The sequence below is a fragment of the Dyadobacter endophyticus genome (assembly GCF_014641595.1).
Taxonomy (GTDB): Bacteria; Bacteroidota; Bacteroidia; order Cytophagales; family Spirosomataceae; genus Dyadobacter; species Dyadobacter endophyticus.
On the sequence record NZ_BMIA01000001.1, the window covers coordinates 1,467,463 to 1,487,272 of the forward strand.

Annotated in this window: 29 protein-coding genes and 1 pseudogene; 21 read left to right on the forward strand and 9 right to left on the reverse strand. The window is 45.5% G+C overall.

The window, feature by feature from the left end:
• Positions 1-6 precede the first annotated feature (6 nt).
• Positions 7-918 carry a metallophosphoesterase family protein gene (locus IEY24_RS06005; protein WP_188929634.1) on the reverse strand — a complete coding sequence of 304 codons (912 nt, stop codon included), beginning with the start codon at positions 916-918 and terminating at the stop codon, positions 7-9.
• 73 nt (positions 919-991) lie between these two features.
• On the opposite strand from IEY24_RS06005, the gene IEY24_RS06010 reads away from it, so the two are divergent.
• Both IEY24_RS06010 and IEY24_RS06015 read left to right on the forward strand, forming a co-directional pair.
• A complete protein-coding gene (locus IEY24_RS06010) occupies positions 992-1,240 on the forward strand; it encodes a hypothetical protein (RefSeq protein WP_188929636.1) in 249 nt (82 codons plus the stop codon).
• 126 nt (positions 1,241-1,366) lie between these two features.
• Complete coding sequence (locus IEY24_RS06015) at positions 1,367-1,570, forward strand: hypothetical protein (protein WP_188929638.1); 204 nt, start codon at positions 1,367-1,369, stop codon at positions 1,568-1,570.
• Positions 1,571-1,970: 400 nt separating this feature from the next.
• On the opposite strand, the gene IEY24_RS06020 is transcribed toward IEY24_RS06015, so the two are convergent.
• A complete protein-coding gene (locus IEY24_RS06020; protein WP_188929639.1) occupies positions 1,971-2,345 on the reverse strand; it encodes a hypothetical protein in 375 nt (124 codons plus the stop codon).
• 400 nt (positions 2,346-2,745) lie between these two features.
• Between IEY24_RS06020 and IEY24_RS06025 the strand changes: the two genes are divergently transcribed.
• Together IEY24_RS06025 and IEY24_RS06030 are read left to right on the forward strand one after the other, a co-directional pair.
• On the forward strand, positions 2,746-3,057 hold the full coding sequence (locus tag IEY24_RS06025; RefSeq protein WP_188929641.1) for a hypothetical protein: 312 nt from the start codon (positions 2,746-2,748) through the stop codon (positions 3,055-3,057).
• Between the two features lie 116 nt (positions 3,058-3,173).
• On the forward strand, positions 3,174-3,476 hold the full coding sequence (locus IEY24_RS06030) for a hypothetical protein (RefSeq protein WP_188929643.1): 303 nt from the start codon (positions 3,174-3,176) through the stop codon (positions 3,474-3,476).
• 343 nt (positions 3,477-3,819) lie between these two features.
• Here IEY24_RS06030 and IEY24_RS33080 read toward each other — a convergent pair whose 3' ends face one another.
• The gene (locus IEY24_RS33080; RefSeq protein WP_188929646.1) at positions 3,820-4,041 is read right to left on the reverse strand and encodes an integrase core domain-containing protein; all 222 of its coding nucleotides are present in this window, start codon (positions 4,039-4,041) and stop codon (positions 3,820-3,822) included.
• Between the two features lie 73 nt (positions 4,042-4,114).
• Positions 4,115-5,458, reverse strand: a complete 1,344-nt coding sequence (locus IEY24_RS06040) for a YopA family protein (protein WP_188929648.1) — start codon at positions 5,456-5,458, stop codon at positions 4,115-4,117.
• Positions 5,459-5,866: 408 nt separating this feature from the next.
• On the opposite strand from IEY24_RS06040, the gene IEY24_RS06045 reads away from it, so the two are divergent.
• The 8 genes from IEY24_RS06045 (at position 5,867) to IEY24_RS06080 (ending at position 11,012) form a co-directional block, all read left to right on the forward strand.
• Complete coding sequence (locus IEY24_RS06045; protein ID WP_188929649.1) at positions 5,867-6,757, forward strand: hypothetical protein; 891 nt, start codon at positions 5,867-5,869, stop codon at positions 6,755-6,757.
• Positions 6,758-6,853: 96 nt separating this feature from the next.
• The gene (locus tag IEY24_RS06050) at positions 6,854-7,150 is read left to right on the forward strand and encodes a helix-turn-helix domain-containing protein (RefSeq protein ID WP_188929651.1); all 297 of its coding nucleotides are present in this window, start codon (positions 6,854-6,856) and stop codon (positions 7,148-7,150) included.
• A gap of 4 nt (positions 7,151-7,154) precedes the next feature.
• Positions 7,155-7,481: a hypothetical protein gene (locus IEY24_RS06055; RefSeq protein ID WP_188929653.1), complete on the forward strand. Its 327-nt coding sequence runs from the start codon at positions 7,155-7,157 to the stop codon at positions 7,479-7,481.
• A 3-nt stretch (positions 7,482-7,484) separates the two neighbouring features.
• A complete protein-coding gene (locus tag IEY24_RS06060; protein WP_188929655.1) occupies positions 7,485-8,183 on the forward strand; it encodes a P-loop NTPase family protein in 699 nt (232 codons plus the stop codon).
• Complete coding sequence (locus IEY24_RS06065; RefSeq protein ID WP_188929657.1) at positions 8,176-8,706, forward strand: hypothetical protein; 531 nt, start codon at positions 8,176-8,178, stop codon at positions 8,704-8,706. The genes IEY24_RS06060 and IEY24_RS06065 overlap by 8 nt, the downstream gene beginning before the upstream one ends.
• 281 nt (positions 8,707-8,987) lie before the next feature.
• Entirely contained in the window at positions 8,988-9,647 is a 660-nt protein-coding gene (locus IEY24_RS06070; protein ID WP_188929659.1) for a hypothetical protein, read from the forward strand.
• Positions 9,644-10,489: a relaxase/mobilization nuclease domain-containing protein gene (locus IEY24_RS06075; RefSeq protein WP_188929661.1), complete on the forward strand. Its 846-nt coding sequence runs from the start codon at positions 9,644-9,646 to the stop codon at positions 10,487-10,489. Before IEY24_RS06070 ends, IEY24_RS06075 begins: the two co-directional genes overlap by 4 nt.
• A 55-nt stretch (positions 10,490-10,544) precedes the next feature.
• Entirely contained in the window at positions 10,545-11,012 is a 468-nt protein-coding gene (locus tag IEY24_RS06080) for a hypothetical protein (RefSeq protein ID WP_188929663.1), read from the forward strand.
• Positions 11,013-11,080: 68 nt separating this feature from the next.
• On the opposite strand, the gene IEY24_RS06085 is transcribed toward IEY24_RS06080, so the two are convergent.
• Complete coding sequence (locus IEY24_RS06085) at positions 11,081-11,479, reverse strand: helix-turn-helix domain-containing protein (RefSeq protein ID WP_188929665.1); 399 nt, start codon at positions 11,477-11,479, stop codon at positions 11,081-11,083.
• Positions 11,480-11,617: 138 nt separating this feature from the next.
• On the opposite strand from IEY24_RS06085, the gene IEY24_RS06090 reads away from it, so the two are divergent.
• The 6 genes from IEY24_RS06090 to IEY24_RS06115 all read left to right on the forward strand — a co-directional run bounded on the left by IEY24_RS06090 (position 11,618) and on the right by IEY24_RS06115 (position 14,590).
• Positions 11,618-12,232 carry a hypothetical protein gene (locus IEY24_RS06090; RefSeq protein WP_188929667.1) on the forward strand — a complete coding sequence of 205 codons (615 nt, stop codon included), beginning with the start codon at positions 11,618-11,620 and terminating at the stop codon, positions 12,230-12,232.
• 92 nt (positions 12,233-12,324) lie between these two features.
• Positions 12,325-12,852, forward strand: coding sequence for a DUF6624 domain-containing protein (locus IEY24_RS06095; RefSeq protein ID WP_188929669.1), 528 nt, complete (start codon positions 12,325-12,327; stop codon positions 12,850-12,852).
• 101 nt (positions 12,853-12,953) lie between these two features.
• A complete protein-coding gene (locus IEY24_RS06100) occupies positions 12,954-13,250 on the forward strand; it encodes a hypothetical protein (protein ID WP_188929671.1) in 297 nt (98 codons plus the stop codon).
• A gap of 60 nt (positions 13,251-13,310) precedes the next feature.
• Positions 13,311-13,511: a Kazal-type serine protease inhibitor domain-containing protein gene (locus IEY24_RS06105; RefSeq protein WP_188932192.1), complete on the forward strand. Its 201-nt coding sequence runs from the start codon at positions 13,311-13,313 to the stop codon at positions 13,509-13,511.
• Positions 13,512-13,608: 97 nt separating this feature from the next.
• Positions 13,609-13,767 carry a Kazal-type serine protease inhibitor family protein gene (locus IEY24_RS06110; protein WP_229222083.1) on the forward strand — a complete coding sequence of 53 codons (159 nt, stop codon included), beginning with the start codon at positions 13,609-13,611 and terminating at the stop codon, positions 13,765-13,767.
• A 34-nt stretch (positions 13,768-13,801) separates the two neighbouring features.
• Positions 13,802-14,590 carry a phytanoyl-CoA dioxygenase family protein gene (locus IEY24_RS06115; RefSeq protein WP_229221483.1) on the forward strand — a complete coding sequence of 263 codons (789 nt, stop codon included), beginning with the start codon at positions 13,802-13,804 and terminating at the stop codon, positions 14,588-14,590.
• Here IEY24_RS06115 and IEY24_RS06120 read toward each other — a convergent pair.
• Both IEY24_RS06120 and IEY24_RS06125 read right to left on the reverse strand, forming a co-directional pair.
• Complete coding sequence (locus IEY24_RS06120) at positions 14,580-15,137, reverse strand: cysteine hydrolase family protein (RefSeq protein ID WP_188929675.1); 558 nt, start codon at positions 15,135-15,137, stop codon at positions 14,580-14,582. The genes IEY24_RS06115 and IEY24_RS06120 overlap by 11 nt on opposite strands.
• 37 nt (positions 15,138-15,174) lie before the next feature.
• Positions 15,175-16,473 (reverse strand): serine hydrolase domain-containing protein, encoded by a 1,299-nt coding sequence (locus IEY24_RS06125; RefSeq protein ID WP_188929677.1) that lies wholly within the window; start codon positions 16,471-16,473, stop codon positions 15,175-15,177.
• Between the two features lie 87 nt (positions 16,474-16,560).
• On the opposite strand from IEY24_RS06125, the pseudogene IEY24_RS32940 reads away from it, so the two are divergent.
• The 3 genes and pseudogenes from IEY24_RS32940 to IEY24_RS06135 all read left to right on the forward strand — a co-directional run.
• A pseudogene (locus IEY24_RS32940) lies at positions 16,561-16,743 on the forward strand (antirestriction protein ArdA); the annotation flags it as partial.
• A 74-nt stretch (positions 16,744-16,817) separates the two neighbouring features.
• Positions 16,818-17,117 carry an antirestriction protein ArdA gene (locus IEY24_RS32945; RefSeq protein ID WP_262892349.1) on the forward strand — a complete coding sequence of 100 codons (300 nt, stop codon included), beginning with the start codon at positions 16,818-16,820 and terminating at the stop codon, positions 17,115-17,117.
• Between the two features lie 17 nt (positions 17,118-17,134).
• Positions 17,135-17,605, forward strand: a complete 471-nt coding sequence (locus tag IEY24_RS06135) for a helix-turn-helix domain-containing protein (protein WP_229221485.1) — start codon at positions 17,135-17,137, stop codon at positions 17,603-17,605.
• A 337-nt stretch (positions 17,606-17,942) separates the two neighbouring features.
• Here the strand turns inward: IEY24_RS06135 and IEY24_RS06140 are convergent, their stop codons facing one another.
• Both IEY24_RS06140 and IEY24_RS06145 read right to left on the reverse strand, forming a co-directional pair.
• Positions 17,943-18,806, reverse strand: coding sequence for a helix-turn-helix domain-containing protein (locus IEY24_RS06140; protein WP_188929679.1), 864 nt, complete (start codon positions 18,804-18,806; stop codon positions 17,943-17,945).
• Positions 18,806-19,810: a saccharopine dehydrogenase family protein gene (locus IEY24_RS06145; protein WP_188929681.1), complete on the reverse strand. Its 1,005-nt coding sequence runs from the start codon at positions 19,808-19,810 to the stop codon at positions 18,806-18,808. Before IEY24_RS06145 ends, IEY24_RS06140 begins: the two co-directional genes overlap by 1 nt.

The following is a 19,810-nucleotide window of genomic DNA, read 5'->3' on the forward strand; positions in this document are numbered from 1 at the left end:
TGTGGATTAGCGATATTGCACATATCGATTAAAAAAAGACCCGTCGTCGAAAAGGTCTATGATTGCGTAGCCTGGATTTGTTTCGTGGTATTTCCCCATCCAGTAATTTCCCGAAACAGCTCCGTTGCAGCAATAGGTGACATTATTGTAAGTCACGCGGTCAAGCAGGTGAATGTGACCACTGATCGCGAGTTTTATATTGTCATGCTTGTTGAAAAGTTTTGCGATTCGAGTTGTGTCCGTGTGCATCAAGCTGCCGGGTACTACCCAGTTACCCCCTTTAAGATTATCGCCATCAAAAAAGACGCTCGCGGATAATATCGGTATATGAGATGCGACAAGTACCGGTACCCTGGACGGAGTTTGACGCAGATCGTCTTGTAGCCAGTGAAACTGCTCCTCATCCAGAGTGGCCATATATCCTGTCCCTTCGGGGCGGGATTGGACACTATCGAGGATAATGATGTGCCATCCGTTTTGATCGATGCTGAAATATCGATGCGATAAAGCTATTTCGTCCATTGCCCGCTTTTTGCCGTCGCCGAACATGCCAGGAGACGGATGCCAGATATCGTGGTTTCCGATACATGAAACAATCGGAATGCTGTTTTCAGAAGACATAATTTCGCGGTACAATGCCCATTCTTTTGATGCTTTGGTTTGCGATATCCCATGGGAACCCATCACCGAGTCACCGGTATTCAGGATGATATCTGGCTTTATTTCAAGGTTCTGAAGATGGTGAAGGCATTGTTCAAACCGCTTTCCTGCCCAGAGGTGTGGCTGAATGTGTATGTCGGTGAGGTGAGCGACACGGAATACTCTTTTAGGCTGAGAGTTGTCCGCCGCTGTAACAGATGACATGGAAAGACCGCCGGCTGCCATTCCAAGGGTTTTCAAAAGATTCCTTCTTTGCATACAACGAAAGCATGTTATGCAAAGATGCGCTGCAACCGTAAATCAGTTGTTAAGGCGATATTATCAAATCTTGATGCGAACAGTGGCAGACTCGGGTGTGCCGGGTTCGGCGAAGGCGAACATCACGCGCCCTTGCACCGATGGGTGGCCGGCGATGTACATCGCGACGACGCGTTGCCACTTAATGCTAAGATCTTCAGGTATTGGCTCCGATGTACAGCGACCACTGGCGACTGTGATTATCGGCGGGCTAACCAGCACCTTGATTTTCGCTCCGGTAATCATCCCGCCGCTTTATTTGTGGCTGGCTAAGAGAAAGTAAATAGATAGACTTCAATACGGCAAGTGGCTTTTATTTAAAGCCGCTTGCCGCGCATTGTTAGCAATTCTTAATTTTGGTAATTGCCGGAAAACTGCATAATTGTGTAATATTTAAACATTGCCTCACATGAGCCATAAGAAAACCTCCCTTGAAACGCAGATTGCAGAAGCTTTGAAGGATAGCCTTGCCGCTGACCGCAAACTGTCAAAAAAGGCGATCGATAGAATAGAAAAGACCGCCGGAAAGCTCTCAGAGAAACTGGAAGAGCTGTTTGCCAAAGAGGATGAGAAAGCTGCAAAAAAGAGAGTGGATAAGAAGCAACCTGAATAGTTGATCGCCCATCCCTTCGAGAGAGTGTTAACATATGCTTTTGGCAATGGGTGCCGCTTACAGTTTTTTGATGCTTTTTTAACCGTAATCTAGATCGCTATATTTTACAGGATTTTCGGTTATTTTTTTCCGTAAGTAACAAACGTGCATTTGCTGAGTCTCACCGGCGCAATCATTCAATAGGTGCTTCTTAAGAAATGGCGCCAGCCGCATAAGCTTGATCAGGCAGTCCACAGGAAACTACGTCTGAAAGTTGCGGTCAAACTTTACCGGACCATCGTTCAAGGGCTGTGTAGGTTAGTAAGAAAGCGGGGTTTGGCAAATTCAAACTTGTCAAGCCCCGCTTTCTTGTTTCGACAGTTTATTTTTCAATTGAAATCCGGAGTTTAATAAACTGCAGCTAATCGGCCGGAGTACTCTGCGCGGGCGAAGAGATTACCTTTCCTTCCAGACTTGACGACAAATAGTTGTCCAATGAGGCAATTTGGCTGTGGGACCTAACCTGCTTCAAACGGTTGTTTTCATCAATCTGAAAGCTAACGACTATCACTCCCTTTTTTAAGCTAGTAAAATGGGTGTCATCCACCACGATGTACCCGCGAATTTGCTCTGTTAAAGTTTTTTTAACATTGCCGGGGTTCTTGGCAAGTTTTGATGCATCGCCAGACTCCGCGGCAAAGCAAGCCGCATGCATCATCACTGTAAAAATGGCGGCAGAAGCCGCAAGCCGGAACTCCTTCCGGCATGAAATGTTGTTGTTTGAATTGTTTTTCATAGCTAAATATTTATTGGCTCTGGTACTTCCAGAAGACATTGCGAAGATAGATTTCTACAAGTCAATGTCTTGCAAATGAAATATTTAGCGGTAAATACCCTTAGTGACCGGTCAAATCGGTGATTTAACGGTTATGTGGTCGCATTTTGCGTGCCGGCCTGGTTTCCCAATTATTGCTGAAAAGGGGTTTGAGGAAGGGCCGTTTAAATGCTTCAACACATATCAACAGCCTGGTTTTAAAAATCCTTGTATTAACGTTTTGGTTACACTGTGATTTTTTACTTAATTTTAGTGCCTCCCTTCGCGCTGCAAACAGCTGCCGACCCTTCGACCTCCCTGCAAAATTCTGAATACTTGTTGCTGAATTATTTTCTTGAACACCACAAAACATATTTAGTATATGAACAGTGAAAAGAGAATGACAACGTCCGGTATGACTTCTTCTGCCGTTTTCTACGCAGTGTATGACAGCGATGGTTCGGAGCAAGTCCTCGGCAGAGAGCTGGCATTTATCGAGCAACGTATCGGGTCTGGCCGGGATTCGGACCCTCACAGCTCTGATGAAGTATATTTCGACAGCCTTTATGAAGCTAAGATTTTTGTCCGGGATAATTTTTTGTTTGGCGCCGAATATTTTTCTTCAAAACAGCTCAATGACCCCGATAATGTGCTCTATGCGCTGGCCGATAAGTTCACCTACCTGATGACTTAGCACTATATAACCTCATGCAACAGCTTGGCCAGCGGCTAATTTTATCAAATCGTTAGGCACTTCCATGCCTGTGGGATTCTTGATAAATTAGCATCGTCAACAAACATGAAAGAGGGATGGTACATGAGAAGATTTTTAAAGTCGGGGTAGCCAGGGAGGTGAAAGTGATCGTAAAAGGGTTCCCGTCAAAGGATTTGAAACGGGTTTCAAAATTCTTTGAGATAAGGGTTAAAGAAGCGGGACAGGCTTTGTTTCAGAATCCGACCGGAATAAGCCTTCCTGTTCCCCAGCAAATTCACAAGCCGGATCAAAAGCAGCTGGCAGGCAAGGTCATCGCCCTCAGCGGTATTTCTGAAACCCATATCCAAGTAACTGTAAGAGAATTTGACAGGATACTGGAATCTTCTGTTTTGTGGTAATTAACCCGGGCATTAATTCCGGCAGGTCATCAATGCACCAAATTTCACTGGTTGGAATAGAATCATTTCGTGGATTGCCTCACAGACTTCTATCGGCACTCGCGCAAATACAGTCCCGCCGATCATGGAAAAAGTTCGACCTTTATTAGATATCCAAGCTCCAATATAGGAGCTTAAGGAACGTGTACACAGCGCGATGGACTGCACTATCGTCATGAATCCGGACGCGGCAACCAATATGGTACAGGGAGCTTCGGTAGAGGGCATCGGTAATGCGTTTTATGGCGCGCTTGAAGCCTTACCCTAATTGTAGTGTAAGCTTTCCCGATTTTGTAGCCTTACCTTAGATAGGACAATGCGATATTAGACTTTTTTTGTTTTCTATTGTTTTCGCGAACACGGCTGATGCCATTCCGGAAAGAGCTTGATGCGGGTGTAGCCGATTGTAATTATCCATCCATTCATCTGATAAAATACGAACTTGTTCAAGTGATTCAAACAAATAGGCATCTAACGCGTCTTCGCGATAGGTGCGGTTTATCCTTTCAACGTAACCATTTTGCATCGGTTTTCCGGTGATCTAAAAATCACCGGTCAAGTAAAGATTCTCTTACATGCTACACCGGCTAGTCGCCCATCTATAGCCAAGGTACAGGCTCCATACATGAATAGTCGATTTTCATTGAAACCGTTCTGTTGTTATAAAGGCCAATGTAGCCAAGGATTCGCAGTATAGATAATTCGATATACCAGTTACCGAGTATCCACGCTTCGATTCTTGCATCAGTGTCAATTTTATCAAGATTTTCCCTTCGCCATGCGTTCCCGTGTATGATGGCATTTCTAATTTCGAGGTAAGCCTCCGTCGCCGAGGTGATATTTGCCCTTGGGTTAAATGACTTGTCAACAAAAGTGATATTTTCAAGCTGCTTCAGACAACTAAGCGACTTCGGAATATCTCTGGAAATCTTCAAGTGCGCTATCAGTTTATTCAATTTTACGATCGCTATATCTGTTTCTTTTCCAGCGCTTTTTTCAACAAATTGCCAGTTGTAAAGTAGTTCCATTGCCGCCTGGGAAAGAACGATACAATTTTCTATGAAGACCTTGTTGCAGTTAGACTCGAGGTAAAAGCTGATGACGTTTTTCAGGTTTGAACTTTGCTTTCGATCATTCCATATATCACTGAAACTTTTCCAGAGAGGCCGCAAGTCGATTTGTTTATCTCGGTGATACCAGGAACTGACCGCTTTATACCCGTCCACGTGATTCGTTGCATAGTCTTTCCATACCATGTTTTGTCCGGATACTCCTGTCAAAAACAAGAGGGATGTGCGCCGCCCGTTTATAAAGCTCAAAAAGCTGCTTAGCGAGCTTGCTAAACCAATTGCCTCATCGTACGAGATTGTTCCTGCCTTCTTTGTCGCCTCTCCATAATATTGGATACAATACCCTCCTGAATTGCGTAACTCCTTGTCGCTTTGTTTGTAAGAGGCACTTTTTTCCAGGACAATCGAATAGTCGCCGTTGTCGAGTGTAAGTCTGTTGTTTGAAAACTGATTACCGTTCCAACAGACCGGTTCCTCAGAAATACTTTTCAGATTAGGAATAACAAAAGTTATTCTTTCTGCTTTTGCACTCAAGTCCCCAACCGTTTTTTCATCGATAATACGGCCGGAGAATTCGTTGTTAGTAAATTGTGTGACTACACCTTTTCCAAAACAATGATCTGCGGTACGAACGCGCAGCGGCTGTGGGTCTAACGTAAAGCCCAAAAGATCTTGATGAATACTTTTATCGGCGGTACCGCGGAAGACCAACTGTGGCTGGGGTAACCAGTCAAAAGATATTAATCCCTCGATCAAAATCTCAGATTTGCTCTTTTCAAGAGCAAATTGACCTTGATAGACAATTACCGGCTCGTTTGGTAAATACTGTTGCAGGCTTTCTGGAAAGCCGTTCGGTATATCTGTTTTCTCCATATCAATCTAATTATGAGCCTAAGTTCACGAATTCCGATGACTTAGTGTCCCATAAAGCGAAGGTCTTGAAACTAAGCCGGTCGAGAGGAAAACGATTACCGAAGACACTAATCCTAGAATTAGGATAATGGAAGCGATGTTTGCCAGGTTATCTTCCTGGGTGAAATCGATTTGGCTAGTATGGGATGGGGATTCCGCCGAAGGTTGATTAGGTGAATTTTCCATTGTATAGAGGGGGTATGTAACTACCGTAATCTTATTGAAATCCAATGAAATATCAAAATAGTTTTTATTATTCTGAGTTGAGGGAGTAAGTCCAGATTGACTAAAAGCGAGTTGCAGAACGAAAATATGAAAAGTAACTGCCGGTGATTAATTTGCTACATAATATTACTCAATGGCTACACAATGAATCTTCACTCCAACCTTCGTTATCCCTTTTTCAAGTACATTATTGAGGAATTTTCCGGCACATTTTATGAGGACGATCTAACTAGTCTGAATCGACTTCTGATTCTGTATCATAACAGGTATTCGTTTACGGTTAGAAGAAACGATGTAGGTGAATTCATCGCCTCGTACGAGCAAGGGATTTCCAGGCCTGACTGGCTGCACTGGTGGTTCGGGCGTGCCAAGCGTGATAGGATCCGCCAAGTCAAGCGTCGCACGGCGTTCACCCTTCGACATAATCGAGAAATATTTGAGCACCTTTTGTCAAGGGCGGACTATGGGTCCGAGAAGGCCATCTACGAAACTCTCACTTCGATTTCAAAATGGGTTCAAACCTTATCCTCAGAGGCAGTTGGAGACAAATTTCTTGATCTTGAAGGGTGGAGAACGGAGTTGGCTTCTTTAGTTCAACAAATACCAAGGCCAGAGGCTGCTACAAAAAGAACAGCACGTACGCGGGCGTCGGAAAGCTTTCAGGAGCAATTTACCGACGGGGATGACACTGAAAGGCTGCTCAAATTTAATCGCTTGAAGCGCCTCTTATTGGCAGAGCGGTGGATTGTCCCAATTGGCGACACGGATACTTACCGGTATTGCAAACAATCCAAAGGTGGAAGGCTTTACATCGCCGCACTTTACTACGTCCTAATGGAAAAAGGGTATATCAAGATGACAACAGATGCACCGCAGATTGCAGCATCCTTTAACTCCTGGTTGGTGCACGATTTTGAGCAAAGCTCATTTGTGAAGGCCTTTCAGGCCGAAGAGCTAAGTCAGTTTGACGGCAGAGATGGAAATGCTCGTACTAAATATCTGACAGAGGTCAGATTGCTCCTTCGCGACTTCTAAACTAAATTCTTTTCATTCCCGGTCGAATCACAGGAAGGAATTCCTGCTACCTGACTCTGAATTTTGCCAGCATGTTTTATCAAACAGAAAGGCAAAATGAAAAAGAAAACTCCGGATTCGTGTAACCAGAATCCGAACACAACTTCGATAATACAGGAAGTGGCCCGTGTAACAATCCGTTCCGATCCTGCGGTTCGCTCTGATTATGTCGTCGATGTGCGCGAAGCAAAGCGGCTGTTGAAAACAGTCTCTGGACAGAAGATCTACTACCATTGCGCCAGGGGACATCTGCCATTTACCCGCCAGGCAGGGAAGCAGTATTTCTCCGAGGCAGTTCTCCGGCACTGGCATCACAGGATTCAGTCCCAGAAACATTACGAGCTTAATCATTGACCCTATGGAGATAACCAAGGAGTTGGTCCTAAGGCTCTGTAAGCGTAAAGACCCGAAACGCAAAAGAATGCTCTTTGAGCTGTATCGCGATTTATTTACCTCCACTATGTCAGCGAGGTTCCTTGTGGACGTGATCAACGAAAAGCTCTCGGCCGGTGCAGTGTCGCTGTATGACATCAAATACATCCGCGCGAAAATGAAAAAGTGGAGCACGCAGCAGGTGCCAGTTCAACAAAGTGGAAAGGTAGAAATTCAGGCCCAGCCCAAAGCGGCAATGAAATTTCCCCGCTCTGAGCCTGAGCCATATGTTAAACCATCTAAAAAATATTAACCAATGAGAAACTTACATTTTATAGTACAAGCCAAAGGAGGCGTAGGTAAATCTATTTTGATGTACCTGTTTGCCCTCAAACATTATCGAGACCCCAAATGTCTTTTTATCGACGTGGACGCTTCAACGCAGACCAGTACACGTCAGTTGAAATTCGTCGATCAGGATCAATCCGATGTTGCCAACCTGTTAGACGAGAAAGGCCTTCTGGTAAGAGACAATTTACTGGCCTATTTGCAGAGCATCGCAAAGGAAGATTTTGAAGAAGCCTATTTTGATTTCGGAGCACCGGAAAGCGAGCAGCTTCCATCGCTCATCGAGTACGATATACCTCTCAAAGCATTTGCAGAGGGACTGGGTTTTGAAATCACGTTTCATATCGTCATCGGTGGCGGAGGTGCCTACAATCCATCCATCGATTATTTGCTAAGGATGTTTGACCTTGTCAAAACGGATTTTGAAATCATCGTCTGGCAAAGTATGGCCACATTCCGCAAGTTTCCACATTTGACCCAGGAGCTTCGGGAAAACTGTAAAGACTCAGGACTTGTGTTTCGCAGGTTTGGCGACTTTGAACCAGAGTCATTTCTCGGGGCAGAAATCCTGACGGGCATCCGTAAAGGCCTTGCGCTGGATACCTATACAATCGGGCCAAGATTAAGGCTCCAAAGAGAACTCCAAATCAATTTTGCCGATGTCTAGCGAATCAATCAGCAAACAAACCCTGGCCAGGATCAAAGCGGAGTACCTGGCCAGGTATGAAATCGAAATGGACGACTGGTCGGCAATTATACTGCTGGACAACCAGGCCCAGTTTCAAAACATGGATAGCCAGCTCCGGGCAGTTCTGGATGAGAACAAAAAGCTGAGTGGCAAGATCAAGGACTCTGTGAAGACGATCCAATTCAATTCGATTTGGGAAGCTTTCATCCATGGCTTAGGCAAAGGATTGCCGTATTCGATTACGGCACTTGTTCTTGGAATCTTATATTACGTATACATGAGTACGTATGTGGATTACCAGCGGATCGAGGATTTCGTTTCGGCCTACGAAAATGCACCGGACTATGTGGCGTTGATTCGGGAAGGTGAGACGGAAACGTCAGGTGGCATCAAGTATCTCATTCTTTCGCCATCAAAACGCGGCAAATATGCATTCGGCAAGTCTTACGAATTCGACTCGCGACGAAAATTGGTCAAAGTGCCTTTGCAGAGGAAAAATTGATCCAAAAGTGATACAGAAAGATCTATATGCGCTCCAAAGGAGTCTTTGAGGGGCATTAAGAGTCAGAAAGCGCTCCAAAGAGTCAATAAGCAATCCAGAAAAATTATTTAAAAGGAAAATTGAGCCAGAAACGGTCAGGAAAGATCCTGCGCGGTGGTTTCCTCCATAGCCAGCTATCGCCGGTACGTCGCAAAAAGCGACTCCCCGGCGGGAGCTGGCCATGGGAAAACCCCTGGACCCCTGCTATTCGCCTCCGGCTCATAGCTAATCAAGAAAGACACATGGAAAATCAGAAACAAAAAGGCAGACCGTCGAAGGAAAAAGGTACTGCCAAAAGGGAACACTTTTCAGTATGGGTGAGCGCTGATCAGAAAAGACAGATTAATGAGCTCATTGGGAAAAGCGGGCTTTCCGCCAGTCAGTTCTTTTTGACACTGGCGCTGGACATACCCTTCAAACGACCGAAGAAAAGAACGCTTCCGAAGGCGACTGCTGAAACGATCCGGACTCTGGAGCAGCTTGCGGGCGTCCTGTCTGTTGCGGTTTTAAAGACCAAGGGCTATCAGATGCTTTCAGGGCAGTGGGAACATAGTAGCCAGCGTGTCAGATTGCTCGCAGATCTGATTACACTTTGGATTTTTGAAAACTTTGAGATTCGTTGTTTTCAGAAAAGCCTTTCCCAGATTTGTAGCTCGGCCGATGAGCTAGCAGTTTATTTAAACCATAGCATGGGTGAACGCCAGAGCAAACTTCTAATGCTGGAAAGAGTCAAAGCGATACACCGGCGTGCAAGTGATTTACTTCGTAAGTATGAAGCGTATTACGCCTCGCCGTTAGAAGAGCTGGTGCCTATCTGGAAAGATCAGAATCCTGATCCCAACTCGTTGCATGATCAAATCGAAAAAGCGCTACGGATGGTGCATAAACGGATAGAGGGATGATCGGAAAAGCTGGCTTGGGCAGTTACGCCAAAGGGATATTGGATTACTGCTATTATGGAAAGGAGATATCAGCAAGGATGAAAGCCGAGCTTAGCACAGATATGGTCAGAGGAGAATTGGTTCACATCCAAAACCTTGCCATCAAAACACACAGTGACGGACGGCTAGACATGAACTACATAGCCAAACAATTCATCGATAACCACATGAAAAATACCAAACTCAGTAAATTCGTTTGGCATCAGTCGTTTAGCTTCGCGCCAGGTGAAAGGCCTGGAAACGAAACGATAGCGCAAATTGTTACCGAGTTTGCCAAAGAGTTTGGATTTGATGACAACCAGATGCTTGTTTTCAGACATGAGGATAGTGGAAATTCACATTTCCATATTGTTGCAAACCGGATCAACCATAACGGAAAGAACACTGCGTATCATTTTAAGAATTACGCCCGAACAGGTCAGTTCTGCCGGAGAATGGAAAAGGAATTGGGATTAGCCGAAACGCCTGATATGCGGATCAACAAATCACGTGGCATCGAAATTCCACTAGTTGATCATAGTCATTTAAAACTTAGAAGTTCAATTGATGAGTCCTTAAATAGCATAACCTCGATCGATGAATTAGAAAGGCATTTGGCAGCCAAGGGTTACAAAACTTACACCGGACGTGGTATTGCTTTTTTTGATGTCCGAAAAAAAATCAAGATCAAAGGATCGGATCTTGGGCGTAACTATTCGCTTTCATCGATCGAAAAGCGGCTCGCGCAAAACTTAGAAATGGGTGTGGAAAAACAGGTAAAACCTGAGTTCAAAAAACAGAAAAAGCGAGGTATTGGCATGTAGATGCAGGTTTCTGCGAAGAATAATCTATTTTAGCCAAAAATAACCCGCTACACCCATGAAGCTTAAAGCAATTAAATTCTTTTCCCCAGAGGAAAACGTATCAAAAACCAAAGAGGCTGCAAAAGAAGCACTGCTTCCAACTGGCTACATTTCTAATTCAGGCAAGCTTGTTTTTCCAGCAACTGCACTGCGTGATCTGGGAATTGACCCGGAGTCCACCAAATTCAAAATCGGCACCCAGGAGGGAAAGCGAAAAATTAAATCTGTATACCTAGTCCCATCTACAAGTTCTGAGCAGACTTTTTCATTCGAAAAAAGCGGCAGAGGCCATGTAATTCCACTAGCGATTATCTTGAAAAAAGGTAACGTCAACTTCGAAACTGAAAAGCTGATTTTCAAAATCTCGACTTTTGACTTTGATCAGACTACCAAAGGATTTGAGCTGGCGATTGAAGCTGAGGCTCCGAAACCTGAATACACAGGTAAGCCACGTGGCAGAAAGCCCCGTCAGCAGGCAGAATAGCTCGTTAGCCGAGCTCGCTAGATTTTCATGATAAGCAAGAAAGCCGCGTCGACGCGGCTTTCTTATTGTTACTTTTTACTTAGAAGCTCTACCTTCTCTCGTTCACTTTGAAGCAAGCGCTCATAGAGTTTCCTATTTTCTTCATAAGCTTCAATGAGCTTATCCAGTGGATTAAAAGTGCATTTGTAGTTTTCAACGTAGGCCACCGACTCGTTGTGGAAGGTGTTGGCGATAATATTGAAAACAGCCTCTTCGCTAAAATTTTTGATTCCCTCTGCAGGCACACCCAGTATCTTACTGATCTGTTCGAGCAATTCTTCATCAATAGTCTCGCTCTGCTCGATTTTCGACACCGTTTGCTGGCTAACCTTCAATTCGTGCGCGAGGACTTCTTGCTTAAGTCCGCGTAGTTCGCGAATGCGGCCAATCTTATGACCAATATGATTTGGTTTTGTTGCTGTGCTCATGGTTACAAATAAAGGAAATATACTGGCGAAGGTCAACTGTTGACCGGAAGTATTATACCAGCCGTGATTGGTAGGATACAAGGAGCTATGGTTCGCTACGTCTGAGCTGTTTGGCTCCTTGCCGTAAAAACTTGGATTATGGAGAATTTAGGGATCAATCCATCACAAAGCTATAACGCCGAAGTAACACAAGCACTTCAAGAGATATTGGTATTCTTTCAACCTGGGGATTTAGAATATCTACGCGTAGATTTATGGCACTGGTTGAAAGCGGTGACAGGTGACAAGCCATTCCTTTTCCGTGGAGAGCCATCAACGGTTATTTCGCTGTGGAAGCAGTTGACTAAAATGATCGATACTGGAAGGCTGATCCTCGACACCACTGGCATACACGAGGATGAAAAGCAACGCAACAGCTTTTCTCCGTTTAGCGAAGAGCAGATTGCGAAGGATTTTCAATATATGCGGGAGATCAAGCAGCTAACTGCAAAGTACAACGGAACGATTAGGAGATTGTCTCTCTCGGAATCAGAACAGCCAGTGCTTGCCCTTAAAAGGTTCTTTGAGGCATACAGCCAGGATGATTGGACCCAGATTCTGGAAGACTGGGTCGAATATGGTTTAAGCAAGATGAGCATCTGCGAGGCGACGGGAGAATGTAATGAGGTACACCAATATGAGCTGTTAGAGGCACTCGCAGAAGCGTTTTCCCTAATTTTGAAAGCCGAGCAGGGGGGCTGTCCACTAGGGTGAGACCTGGCAGCAGTTTTCGGTGGGTCGATTTGAAATCCCTAGATTGTACTGCATAAATCGGATGTGCCCGTCAATATAAATCCATGTCAATAATGAAATTGATTTCTTGCCTATTTTGCTTGGGACTAATGTTTGTCGCTGTCGATGCGCTCGCGCAAACCCGCGCAGGCGGCAATGATAGACCTGCATCGATTGATTGGTTTGGTACTAGGTCCAGAGTAGTGCAGGCTGATATCGATTCTTCAATACGGGTACGTGAATATAGCGTTGTGCAAATCCGCCAATTGCTTTCGAAAATGCTGATGGTAGATCAGTTGTACCGGGATAGTTTGATGAGTGTGCCTGGCACAGATAAGCGGTACTTAGCCTATGCTGCAAAGGTGCAGGCAAACGATAAAGCAAACCAGGCCATTTTGGCGAAGATTATAGCGCAAATGGGCTGGCCAAAATTAAGCGTGGTTGGAATGGAAGGAGTCAATGCTGCATGGATAATAGTTTGGCATGCGAACAGGCCGTATCAGGATCGCTACTTCCCATTAATTGAGAAAGCATATCACTCCGGCGAAATTCCTGACACTTATTTCAAGACATTGGAAAGGGAACTTGCAGAAGCTCCTTGAAATTGGTCACGCTTTGTGCTTAGCTATGATTTTTTGAAAAGGGCTCTCTTCCAACGTTACAACAAGCGTAGGTGTCTTTTTGGAAAACAAAGTATGAGCGTATGAAGAGCCTTGCATTTAATAAATTGCATTACCTCGTTTTGCTACTGGGTTTGTATGGCTGTCGCGATGTGCAGCCAGAGGAGAAAGCTGCATACATTGGCAGAGCAGATCCGTTGTTTTGTGGCTGGTGCGGTGGATGGCTTGTGACGGTCGATTCAATTACATACCGGGCGAATGTTTCCGAGCCGTATAAGGGAGGGAATCAGGACGTGTGGATACGTTTTGAAAAAGATGAGAGCGACGGAGCGAAAAAACAAGGAAACTGGATCACCATATCCTCGATTCGTCCCAGATAAAACCATCAGGCCATGACAGTTCGAAAATTTTTGCGCTCGCCACTTACACTGGCGGTACTCATGGTGGTAGTAGCTTCAAGTTGCCATGGAGACAAAGATCCTGATCCTAGCTGCCAGGAACAACCACGAAATGACTCTGGATGTTATCATATTTACCACCCGGTTTGTGGTTGTAACGGCAAAACATATAGCAACGAATGTGAAGCGTTCGCCCATGGAATTACTTCTTATCAAAACGGTGAATGTTCAGGGTCCAAGTGATGATACTTGCTTTTGTTCAATGCTTGGATAGAAGATCATAGTTGAAATATTTTTGACAAATAGCCAATCAATGAGGAACATCTTACGATTTACATTAATGCTGGCTTGCCTTAGCTGTAAAGAGGATGCACCGGAACCGCTTAACTGCCCGGATATTTACAGGCCGGTTTGCGGGTCGGACGGAAAGACGTACGGGAATATTTGTGAAGCCCAGTATCATGGCATCATGTCCTATACCGACGGAGAATGCTTGTAGTCTGTATTTTCTGTAAAAGCATATTTCACTTACTTTGCTGCAAACCTACCCGCAATTACCTGTGATCAACTATGACGACGTCCAACGCCAATTCGCTAGCGACGGCTTTTTTGTAATCAATGAGATTTTTACTGGTGACGAAATCGAAATGTTGCTGCAAACCATTTCCAATGCGGATGCCAGCAATGATACATTTCGTCAGAATGGCGAACTGTTCGCAATCAGGCAATTTGTGAAGGAAATTCCGCAGATTCAACATCAGGTTGTGAATCAGCAGCTCAACCATTTGATTGACCGGCTTTTCGGAAACGATTACTTTATCATTAAATCTATCTATTTCGATAAACCAGAGAAGTCAAACTGGTTTGTCCCTTATCACCAGGACCTTACGATCTCGGTCGATAAAAAGGGTGACTATCCCGGCTTTGGGCCATGGACTGTAAAACAGGGACAATTTGCGGTTCAACCGCCACTGGAAATCCTGGAAGATAATTTTACGATCCGGATTCACCTGGATGATACCGATCAAACGAATGGGGCACTCCGGGTTGTGCCAGGGTCGCATGCCAAAGGGGTATACCGCGCCGAAGACATCGACTGGTCTACCGAGCGGGAGGTTATTTGCGATGTCCGGCGCGGCGGGATCATGCTAATGAAGCCGCTATTGCTTCATGCTTCCAGCCGCACAACTTCCAATCATCGCCGCCGTGTGATGCACGTAGAATTTGGTAGAAAACCGCTGCCCGACGGACCCTGCTGGTCTGAATTCGCCGGTATCCTTCCAAAGGAAATTGATTTGGAAGGGAACGGAATCAGTCGTTGAGAATCTTTTGAAGAAATAAATGATGGGGTAATACTTCGATTTTCCCATTTGTGGGGATCATGTTCTTCCATACCCAATTGTAGTGGTCAATCAACTGACTTGCTTTCAGACCCGGCCTGTTGCCGGTGGTATGACCATCTTCGATGACGGTTACGTTAAAATCCTTGGAAACCGCTGACTGAATCGTGGATTCAACACAAAAATCTGTGGCGCAGCCCGTAATAACCAATTCGTTAATGGCAAGCATTTCCAGTTTCTGCCCGAGTTTCGAGCGATAGAACACATCATTGGCATATTTGTCAATACGAACATCGTCAGGATCAATTTCCAGATCGTCCAGCAATTCCCACTCCGTAGTAAAGGGCACAAACTCGTTCATTGCGCTACCATCATGCTGAATAAATAACACGGGCCAAGATTTAGCGCGAAACGCCGCTGCAAGCGAATTGATTATTTGTACGACTCCTTCGGTGTTGTGACGAGGGGTGGCTTCTGTAAACGAGCCCTTTTGCATATCAATTACCAAAAGTGCTTTTCTATCGATCATATAACTTGGTTTTAAGTAAAGTGAGGGGCAGGGCTGTCTACGATTTCCAGAGTAAATCAATCAATTTTCTCCATTCGAAGTAATCGGAAAGCTCTCCGTTCATCAAAATAATCAGCCCTTTTTTTGAAAATGGGTCGTAAAGCATGTAGGTGGATATACCAGGACCATGCCCGCTATGGCTATATGTGGGTGTCTCCGTGTTGAGCAAATACATAAACCAGGTGTGAAACCCCAGGCTCATGTCTTTGGGTGTCAGAAGTTGTACTGACTTAGCGTCAATAACACGCTTACCAGCATACGCTCCGTCGTTTGACCAGCAGGCAAGAAACTTCGCCAGATCATTTACTGTGCATCGTAACTGGCCTGCGGGGTAGTCAGGATATTTGCCTTGGGGCAATTTTTCATACCGGCCGAGCGAGTCTGAATACTGATAAGGCACTGCCAGTCGGTGTGATTCGAGCGTTTCTAAAAACCAACTGGTATGATGCATTTCGAGCGGAGCGAACAGATGCGTTTTGCAGTACTGGTCGAACGGGGTCTTCGAAATCCGTTCGACAAGATAGCCTAGCAATGCAAAGCCAATATTGGAATATTCGAAGCTGCTACCCGGTTGGGCATTGGCAAAATTCTTATTCGCATGATAGTGCTTGCCACCAGCAGATAGATAGTCTGCAAGAAACATTTCCAACGGGATATCTGCTCCCTGATACTCATTTTTCCAAAATGGAAGCAGGTAGTCCATATTATCGGTTACCGACGAGCGGTGGCGGAGCAGTTGTCTGAACGTGATCGGAGTAGCTGGAAACGATGGATTGATGACGCGAAATGGGAGGAAGCGGTTTATGTCATCATCCAGGTTGAAGTATCCCATTGCTTCGAGTTGCATAACGGCCGCAGCCGTTACTGTCTTGGAAATAGAGGCGATGTGAAAAACCGTTGAATCTGTCACCGGTATTTTCTGCTCCATATCTTGGAAGCCGTAATAACGCGTCCAGGAAACTTGCCCGTTTTCAACCTTTGCTGTGGCAAGGCCCGGAACATGCAGGCCCTTCAACTTCCGGATAACCAGCGAATCAACCTTTGATGTCTGAGCATAAGTTAATCCAGCCAATAAGTAAAATGTAACTAATAGTAATGGACATTTCATAAACCGCGGAGAAGGTACTTCAATGGGCGCCGAAGTTAAGATGTGATCAGTGCAAACGAAAGTTACAAAGCAAAAAATGACGGTTGCAAGCCTGCACTCCGTCATCCGGCTTTTTAGCTGGTCGCACAACTGCCAGCCGCACCTTAAACCGCCGTATGGGCTTGCAACCAGGGGGACAAGCCCCGTCATTTTTTCTTTGAGTGGAAGGCAGCGATTGCCCTGAGCACAAAGCCTGGGCGGCCCCGCCGGGCCATAGCTACTTAATGCCTTTCAATTATGAGAAATCTCGAAAATGCTCCAAAAATCTATGTTGGAACCTACGGTCAGTATAACAGCGGGTCGCTGTTCGGTAAATGGTTTGACCTGACGGAATATTCTGATCTCAAAGAATTCCTGCAAGACTGCCACGAGTTTCATCGAAATGAATTCGATCCGGAGTTAATGTTCCAGGACTGGGAAAACATTCCGGACTTTTTGATATCCGAATGCAGCCTTCATAAAGAGGCGTTCGCCTACTTTGAAGCCACGGTGAAATGGATGATGAAGCTGCCGAAGCATTCGAGCTTTACTGTAAGCAGGTCAACTACTGGCCGTCCAACGGATACGAGCTGGAAGACCAACTTGAAAGTTTCCGGCAAAGCTACCAAGGATTCTTTGGCGGTTCAGGGAAGGACGCCGCACTTGAATACACCTACCAATATGTCGAAGACACAGGTTTTTTGTCAGGTGTGCCAGCGAGTCTGGAGAGGTACTTCGACTACGAAGCCTTCGCTAAGGACTTGTTTTTAGAAGGATACAGCGAACACGAAGGTCATATCTTCACAGACTACTGATTGCAAAGTGCAGTTCCATGCGCCCGCGTCGAACTGCACTTAATTCTTTTTATTCCACTGGGAAAAAGAGGAAGCAATTATCAAATGCTGCCTACTATTTTCCGGTCAAAAACATCGATTGTTCCTTGCATTCGATGTTTTTGATTGTTAACGTAAAGCAAGCAGCAATGGAAAAGAAGGGCAAGCAATCAGAGGAAAGTTCAGCGTTGTTCACACATCAATTAGTCACTTTGGCGGATCTGGAAAAATTTAAGGAGCAAATGCTCTCAGAAATGAGACGGCTGCTTGCAGGTAGAGGCGCGCAGCCATCCAAACAATGGCTTAAATCTCGGGAAGTAAGGAAACTGCTCGATGTGTCACCGGGCAAACTGCATGCCATGCGCGCTAGCCGCCAACTCAGTTTTATGCGGATCGGCGGAGTAATGTATTATGATTGGGCAGACATCGAGAAGATGTTTGAGAAATTCAAAACGGCGGCTATCAATTAAAGCCTATCTGATCACTTATTAGTAATTGCTACCAGTTTCCCCTGACTAGAGATACGTCAGGGGGATTTTATACAACGGGGTTGAGCAGTCAAGGATGCTCTGCACTTTTCAATCACTAACGATCAAGATGAGGGCAAACCTCAGCTGCTATCATGTATGGAATCTAAATAGACTTTCTTGGATCTGAAGATTTTGCAACCAAGCTCAATTCCACCCAAGCGCAGAAATTGATCTAACAGAAACTTAATCAGAAAGTTTACAAGTTTTACTGTAAATGATCGGTTAAGTTTTCACTACGGCATGTAAAGCTGGCGACGGATGTAGTCTGATGCAAAGATCAGTCGATTAACCTGATTCTTGATTTATTGGGCGTAATCCCGGCGGCTTTTTTGAAGAACTTGATAAAGTGGGACTGGTCTTCAAAGCCCAGTGACCAGGCGATTTGGTTTACATTCCAATCCATATTTTGCAGGAGATGTTTTGCTTCCAGGAAAATACGTTCGGCGATCAATTGTGAGGTCGTCTTTTCTGTCCCTCGTTTCAATGAACGGTTTAAATGGTTTGTATGTACAAACAGCGCCTGCGCAAAGTCGGCCGGATGTCTCAAATGCATTTTATGGGACGCATCCAGGATGGGGAATTGTCCTTCCAGCAGCTCATGGAAGTGCGTGTTCAGACGCATAGTGCTGTTGACCTGTTGCCTTCTTAACTCGCAGCCTGGCTGTAATTTGAGTGTATCCAGTATCAGTTGAAGTACTAATACCCTTACAGCATCGTACTTGTAAATGAAATCCAGCCCAACTTCACGCTCAATGGCGGCAAAAAGTTCATTAAAGGACTCCATCTGTATCCTCGATATTTCAAACACCGGCGATGCGCATGGCCGAAACATCGGGTAGTCATTGATGTTGACGAATTGATCGAAAAAACGCTCCGTAAATACGCACAAATAACCCGGATGTTGCTTTCCCTGCGGCTCGAAGCGGTATACCATATTCGGCCTCGAAAATAAGATAGCCTGCTTTTGGATCTGGGCTGTTTTGTCGGCAAAATGGATCGTGTTGGCTCCTTGATGAATGCTGATCTTGAAAATACCTTTTCTGTTGTAGGGCAGGCAGCTTTCCAACTGATCTTTGGCAGGCACACGAATTACCTTGAAATCCCCGGGGATAATTTCTGGTCGGCTAATGCTGGTTATCATTATAGGTCGACGATGCGCACATCCAGGTCCTGAAGGAGCTCCTCCCCATATACCGAGGCAGGCGACTGAAAGCCCGTTTTAAAGGATCCATGCAATACGCGCGAAGCAACCTGGATCGCCGCTTTCACAGTAGGCATGTATCCGGCCTGCATAATAGCCAGCGATTTCACTTTGTCGCCGTCGGCCCCGGTTATCTCCACCAGAATCTTGCTCGGCGCCTCCCAAAGATCTGCTTGTTCCTGTCCGTCCTGAATAGGTTTTTGAGCCTGCTCACCATCTGCAACGGGCAATTTCATTTGAAAATACTCTTCGATGTCCGGTATCCCGGTGGATCGGTAGCAAAGTACAACGCCTCCCAACGGAGTAGGAAGGCACTCCATGGGCCCCTCGCCGAAATCGAAGTTTGCCGGGGTGCTATGGTCGAGTCTTTGGATCGAGCCGTTTTTTCTAACCAGCACACCCGCGTTGATGATATTTGCACTGCTGGCAATCGAGCCGGGCGTAAAGCCACCACTGTATTGAAACGCCGTACGTAAAGCGGCAGGCGCTTCCACCCGTTTTGCCGTATGTACTACCAGTGGATCGTAGGTAGAGAATAGCCCTGCACCCGGAAGTATCATGATGCCTGCTGCGACGGCTGCCGCGTTTCTCGATTCCGCAAGCCGGTAGATATCAACTTCGGCAGTAATGTCCACGTAATGTACCCCGTTGGTAATGCATGCCTGCATTGCCATTTCCGCAGTTTCGCTAAATGGACCGGCAATGTTAAGCAGGCACGTTTTTTCAGCGAGCGCCTTAGACCATTCCGTCTTGTCTTCCACCGAAAAGACATGAAAAGGCACACTCAATTGTTGTGACAGCGCCAGCAGTTTCCGACGATTTCTGCCCGCGATTTCAAAATTCAACCCACACTTAATTGCTTCCTGGCAGATCATCTTGCCGGTGTGCCCGGTCGCGCCATAGATCAGCAGCTTTCCTTTTCCAGGGTCTTGTTTGGTTAGCAT

Coding starts and splice junctions, on each gene's coding strand:
- IEY24_RS06005 (WP_188929634.1), bottom strand. CDS start 918: ATGCAAAGAAGGAATCTTTTGAAAACCCTTGGAATGGCAGCCGGCGGT.
- IEY24_RS06010 (WP_188929636.1), top strand. CDS start 992: ATGCGAACAGTGGCAGACTCGGGTGTGCCGGGTTCGGCGAAGGCGAAC.
- IEY24_RS06015 (WP_188929638.1), top strand. CDS start 1,367: ATGAGCCATAAGAAAACCTCCCTTGAAACGCAGATTGCAGAAGCTTTG.
- IEY24_RS06020 (WP_188929639.1), bottom strand. CDS start 2,345: ATGAAAAACAATTCAAACAACAACATTTCATGCCGGAAGGAGTTCCGG.
- IEY24_RS06025 (WP_188929641.1), top strand. CDS start 2,746: ATGAACAGTGAAAAGAGAATGACAACGTCCGGTATGACTTCTTCTGCC.
- IEY24_RS06030 (WP_188929643.1), top strand. CDS start 3,174: ATGGTACATGAGAAGATTTTTAAAGTCGGGGTAGCCAGGGAGGTGAAA.
- IEY24_RS33080 (WP_188929646.1), bottom strand. CDS start 4,041: ATGCAAAATGGTTACGTTGAAAGGATAAACCGCACCTATCGCGAAGAC.
- IEY24_RS06040 (WP_188929648.1), bottom strand. CDS start 5,458: ATGGAGAAAACAGATATACCGAACGGCTTTCCAGAAAGCCTGCAACAG.
- IEY24_RS06045 (WP_188929649.1), top strand. CDS start 5,867: ATGAATCTTCACTCCAACCTTCGTTATCCCTTTTTCAAGTACATTATT.
- IEY24_RS06050 (WP_188929651.1), top strand. CDS start 6,854: ATGAAAAAGAAAACTCCGGATTCGTGTAACCAGAATCCGAACACAACT.
- IEY24_RS06055 (WP_188929653.1), top strand. CDS start 7,155: ATGGAGATAACCAAGGAGTTGGTCCTAAGGCTCTGTAAGCGTAAAGAC.
- IEY24_RS06060 (WP_188929655.1), top strand. CDS start 7,485: ATGAGAAACTTACATTTTATAGTACAAGCCAAAGGAGGCGTAGGTAAA.
- IEY24_RS06065 (WP_188929657.1), top strand. CDS start 8,176: ATGTCTAGCGAATCAATCAGCAAACAAACCCTGGCCAGGATCAAAGCG.
- IEY24_RS06070 (WP_188929659.1), top strand. CDS start 8,988: ATGGAAAATCAGAAACAAAAAGGCAGACCGTCGAAGGAAAAAGGTACT.
- IEY24_RS06075 (WP_188929661.1), top strand. CDS start 9,644: ATGATCGGAAAAGCTGGCTTGGGCAGTTACGCCAAAGGGATATTGGAT.
- IEY24_RS06080 (WP_188929663.1), top strand. CDS start 10,545: ATGAAGCTTAAAGCAATTAAATTCTTTTCCCCAGAGGAAAACGTATCA.
- IEY24_RS06085 (WP_188929665.1), bottom strand. CDS start 11,479: ATGAGCACAGCAACAAAACCAAATCATATTGGTCATAAGATTGGCCGC.
- IEY24_RS06090 (WP_188929667.1), top strand. CDS start 11,618: ATGGAGAATTTAGGGATCAATCCATCACAAAGCTATAACGCCGAAGTA.
- IEY24_RS06095 (WP_188929669.1), top strand. CDS start 12,325: ATGAAATTGATTTCTTGCCTATTTTGCTTGGGACTAATGTTTGTCGCT.
- IEY24_RS06100 (WP_188929671.1), top strand. CDS start 12,954: ATGAAGAGCCTTGCATTTAATAAATTGCATTACCTCGTTTTGCTACTG.
- IEY24_RS06105 (WP_188932192.1), top strand. CDS start 13,311: ATGGTGGTAGTAGCTTCAAGTTGCCATGGAGACAAAGATCCTGATCCT.
- IEY24_RS06110 (WP_229222083.1), top strand. CDS start 13,609: ATGCTGGCTTGCCTTAGCTGTAAAGAGGATGCACCGGAACCGCTTAAC.
- IEY24_RS06120 (WP_188929675.1), bottom strand. CDS start 15,137: ATGATCGATAGAAAAGCACTTTTGGTAATTGATATGCAAAAGGGCTCG.
- IEY24_RS06125 (WP_188929677.1), bottom strand. CDS start 16,473: ATGACGGGGCTTGTCCCCCTGGTTGCAAGCCCATACGGCGGTTTAAGG.
- IEY24_RS32945 (WP_262892349.1), top strand. CDS start 16,818: ATGGATGATGAAGCTGCCGAAGCATTCGAGCTTTACTGTAAGCAGGTC.
- IEY24_RS06135 (WP_229221485.1), top strand. CDS start 17,135: ATGCGCCCGCGTCGAACTGCACTTAATTCTTTTTATTCCACTGGGAAA.
- IEY24_RS06140 (WP_188929679.1), bottom strand. CDS start 18,806: ATGATAACCAGCATTAGCCGACCAGAAATTATCCCCGGGGATTTCAAG.
- IEY24_RS06145 (WP_188929681.1), bottom strand. CDS start 19,810: ATGCTAACCAAACAAGACCCTGGAAAAGGAAAGCTGCTGATCTATGGC.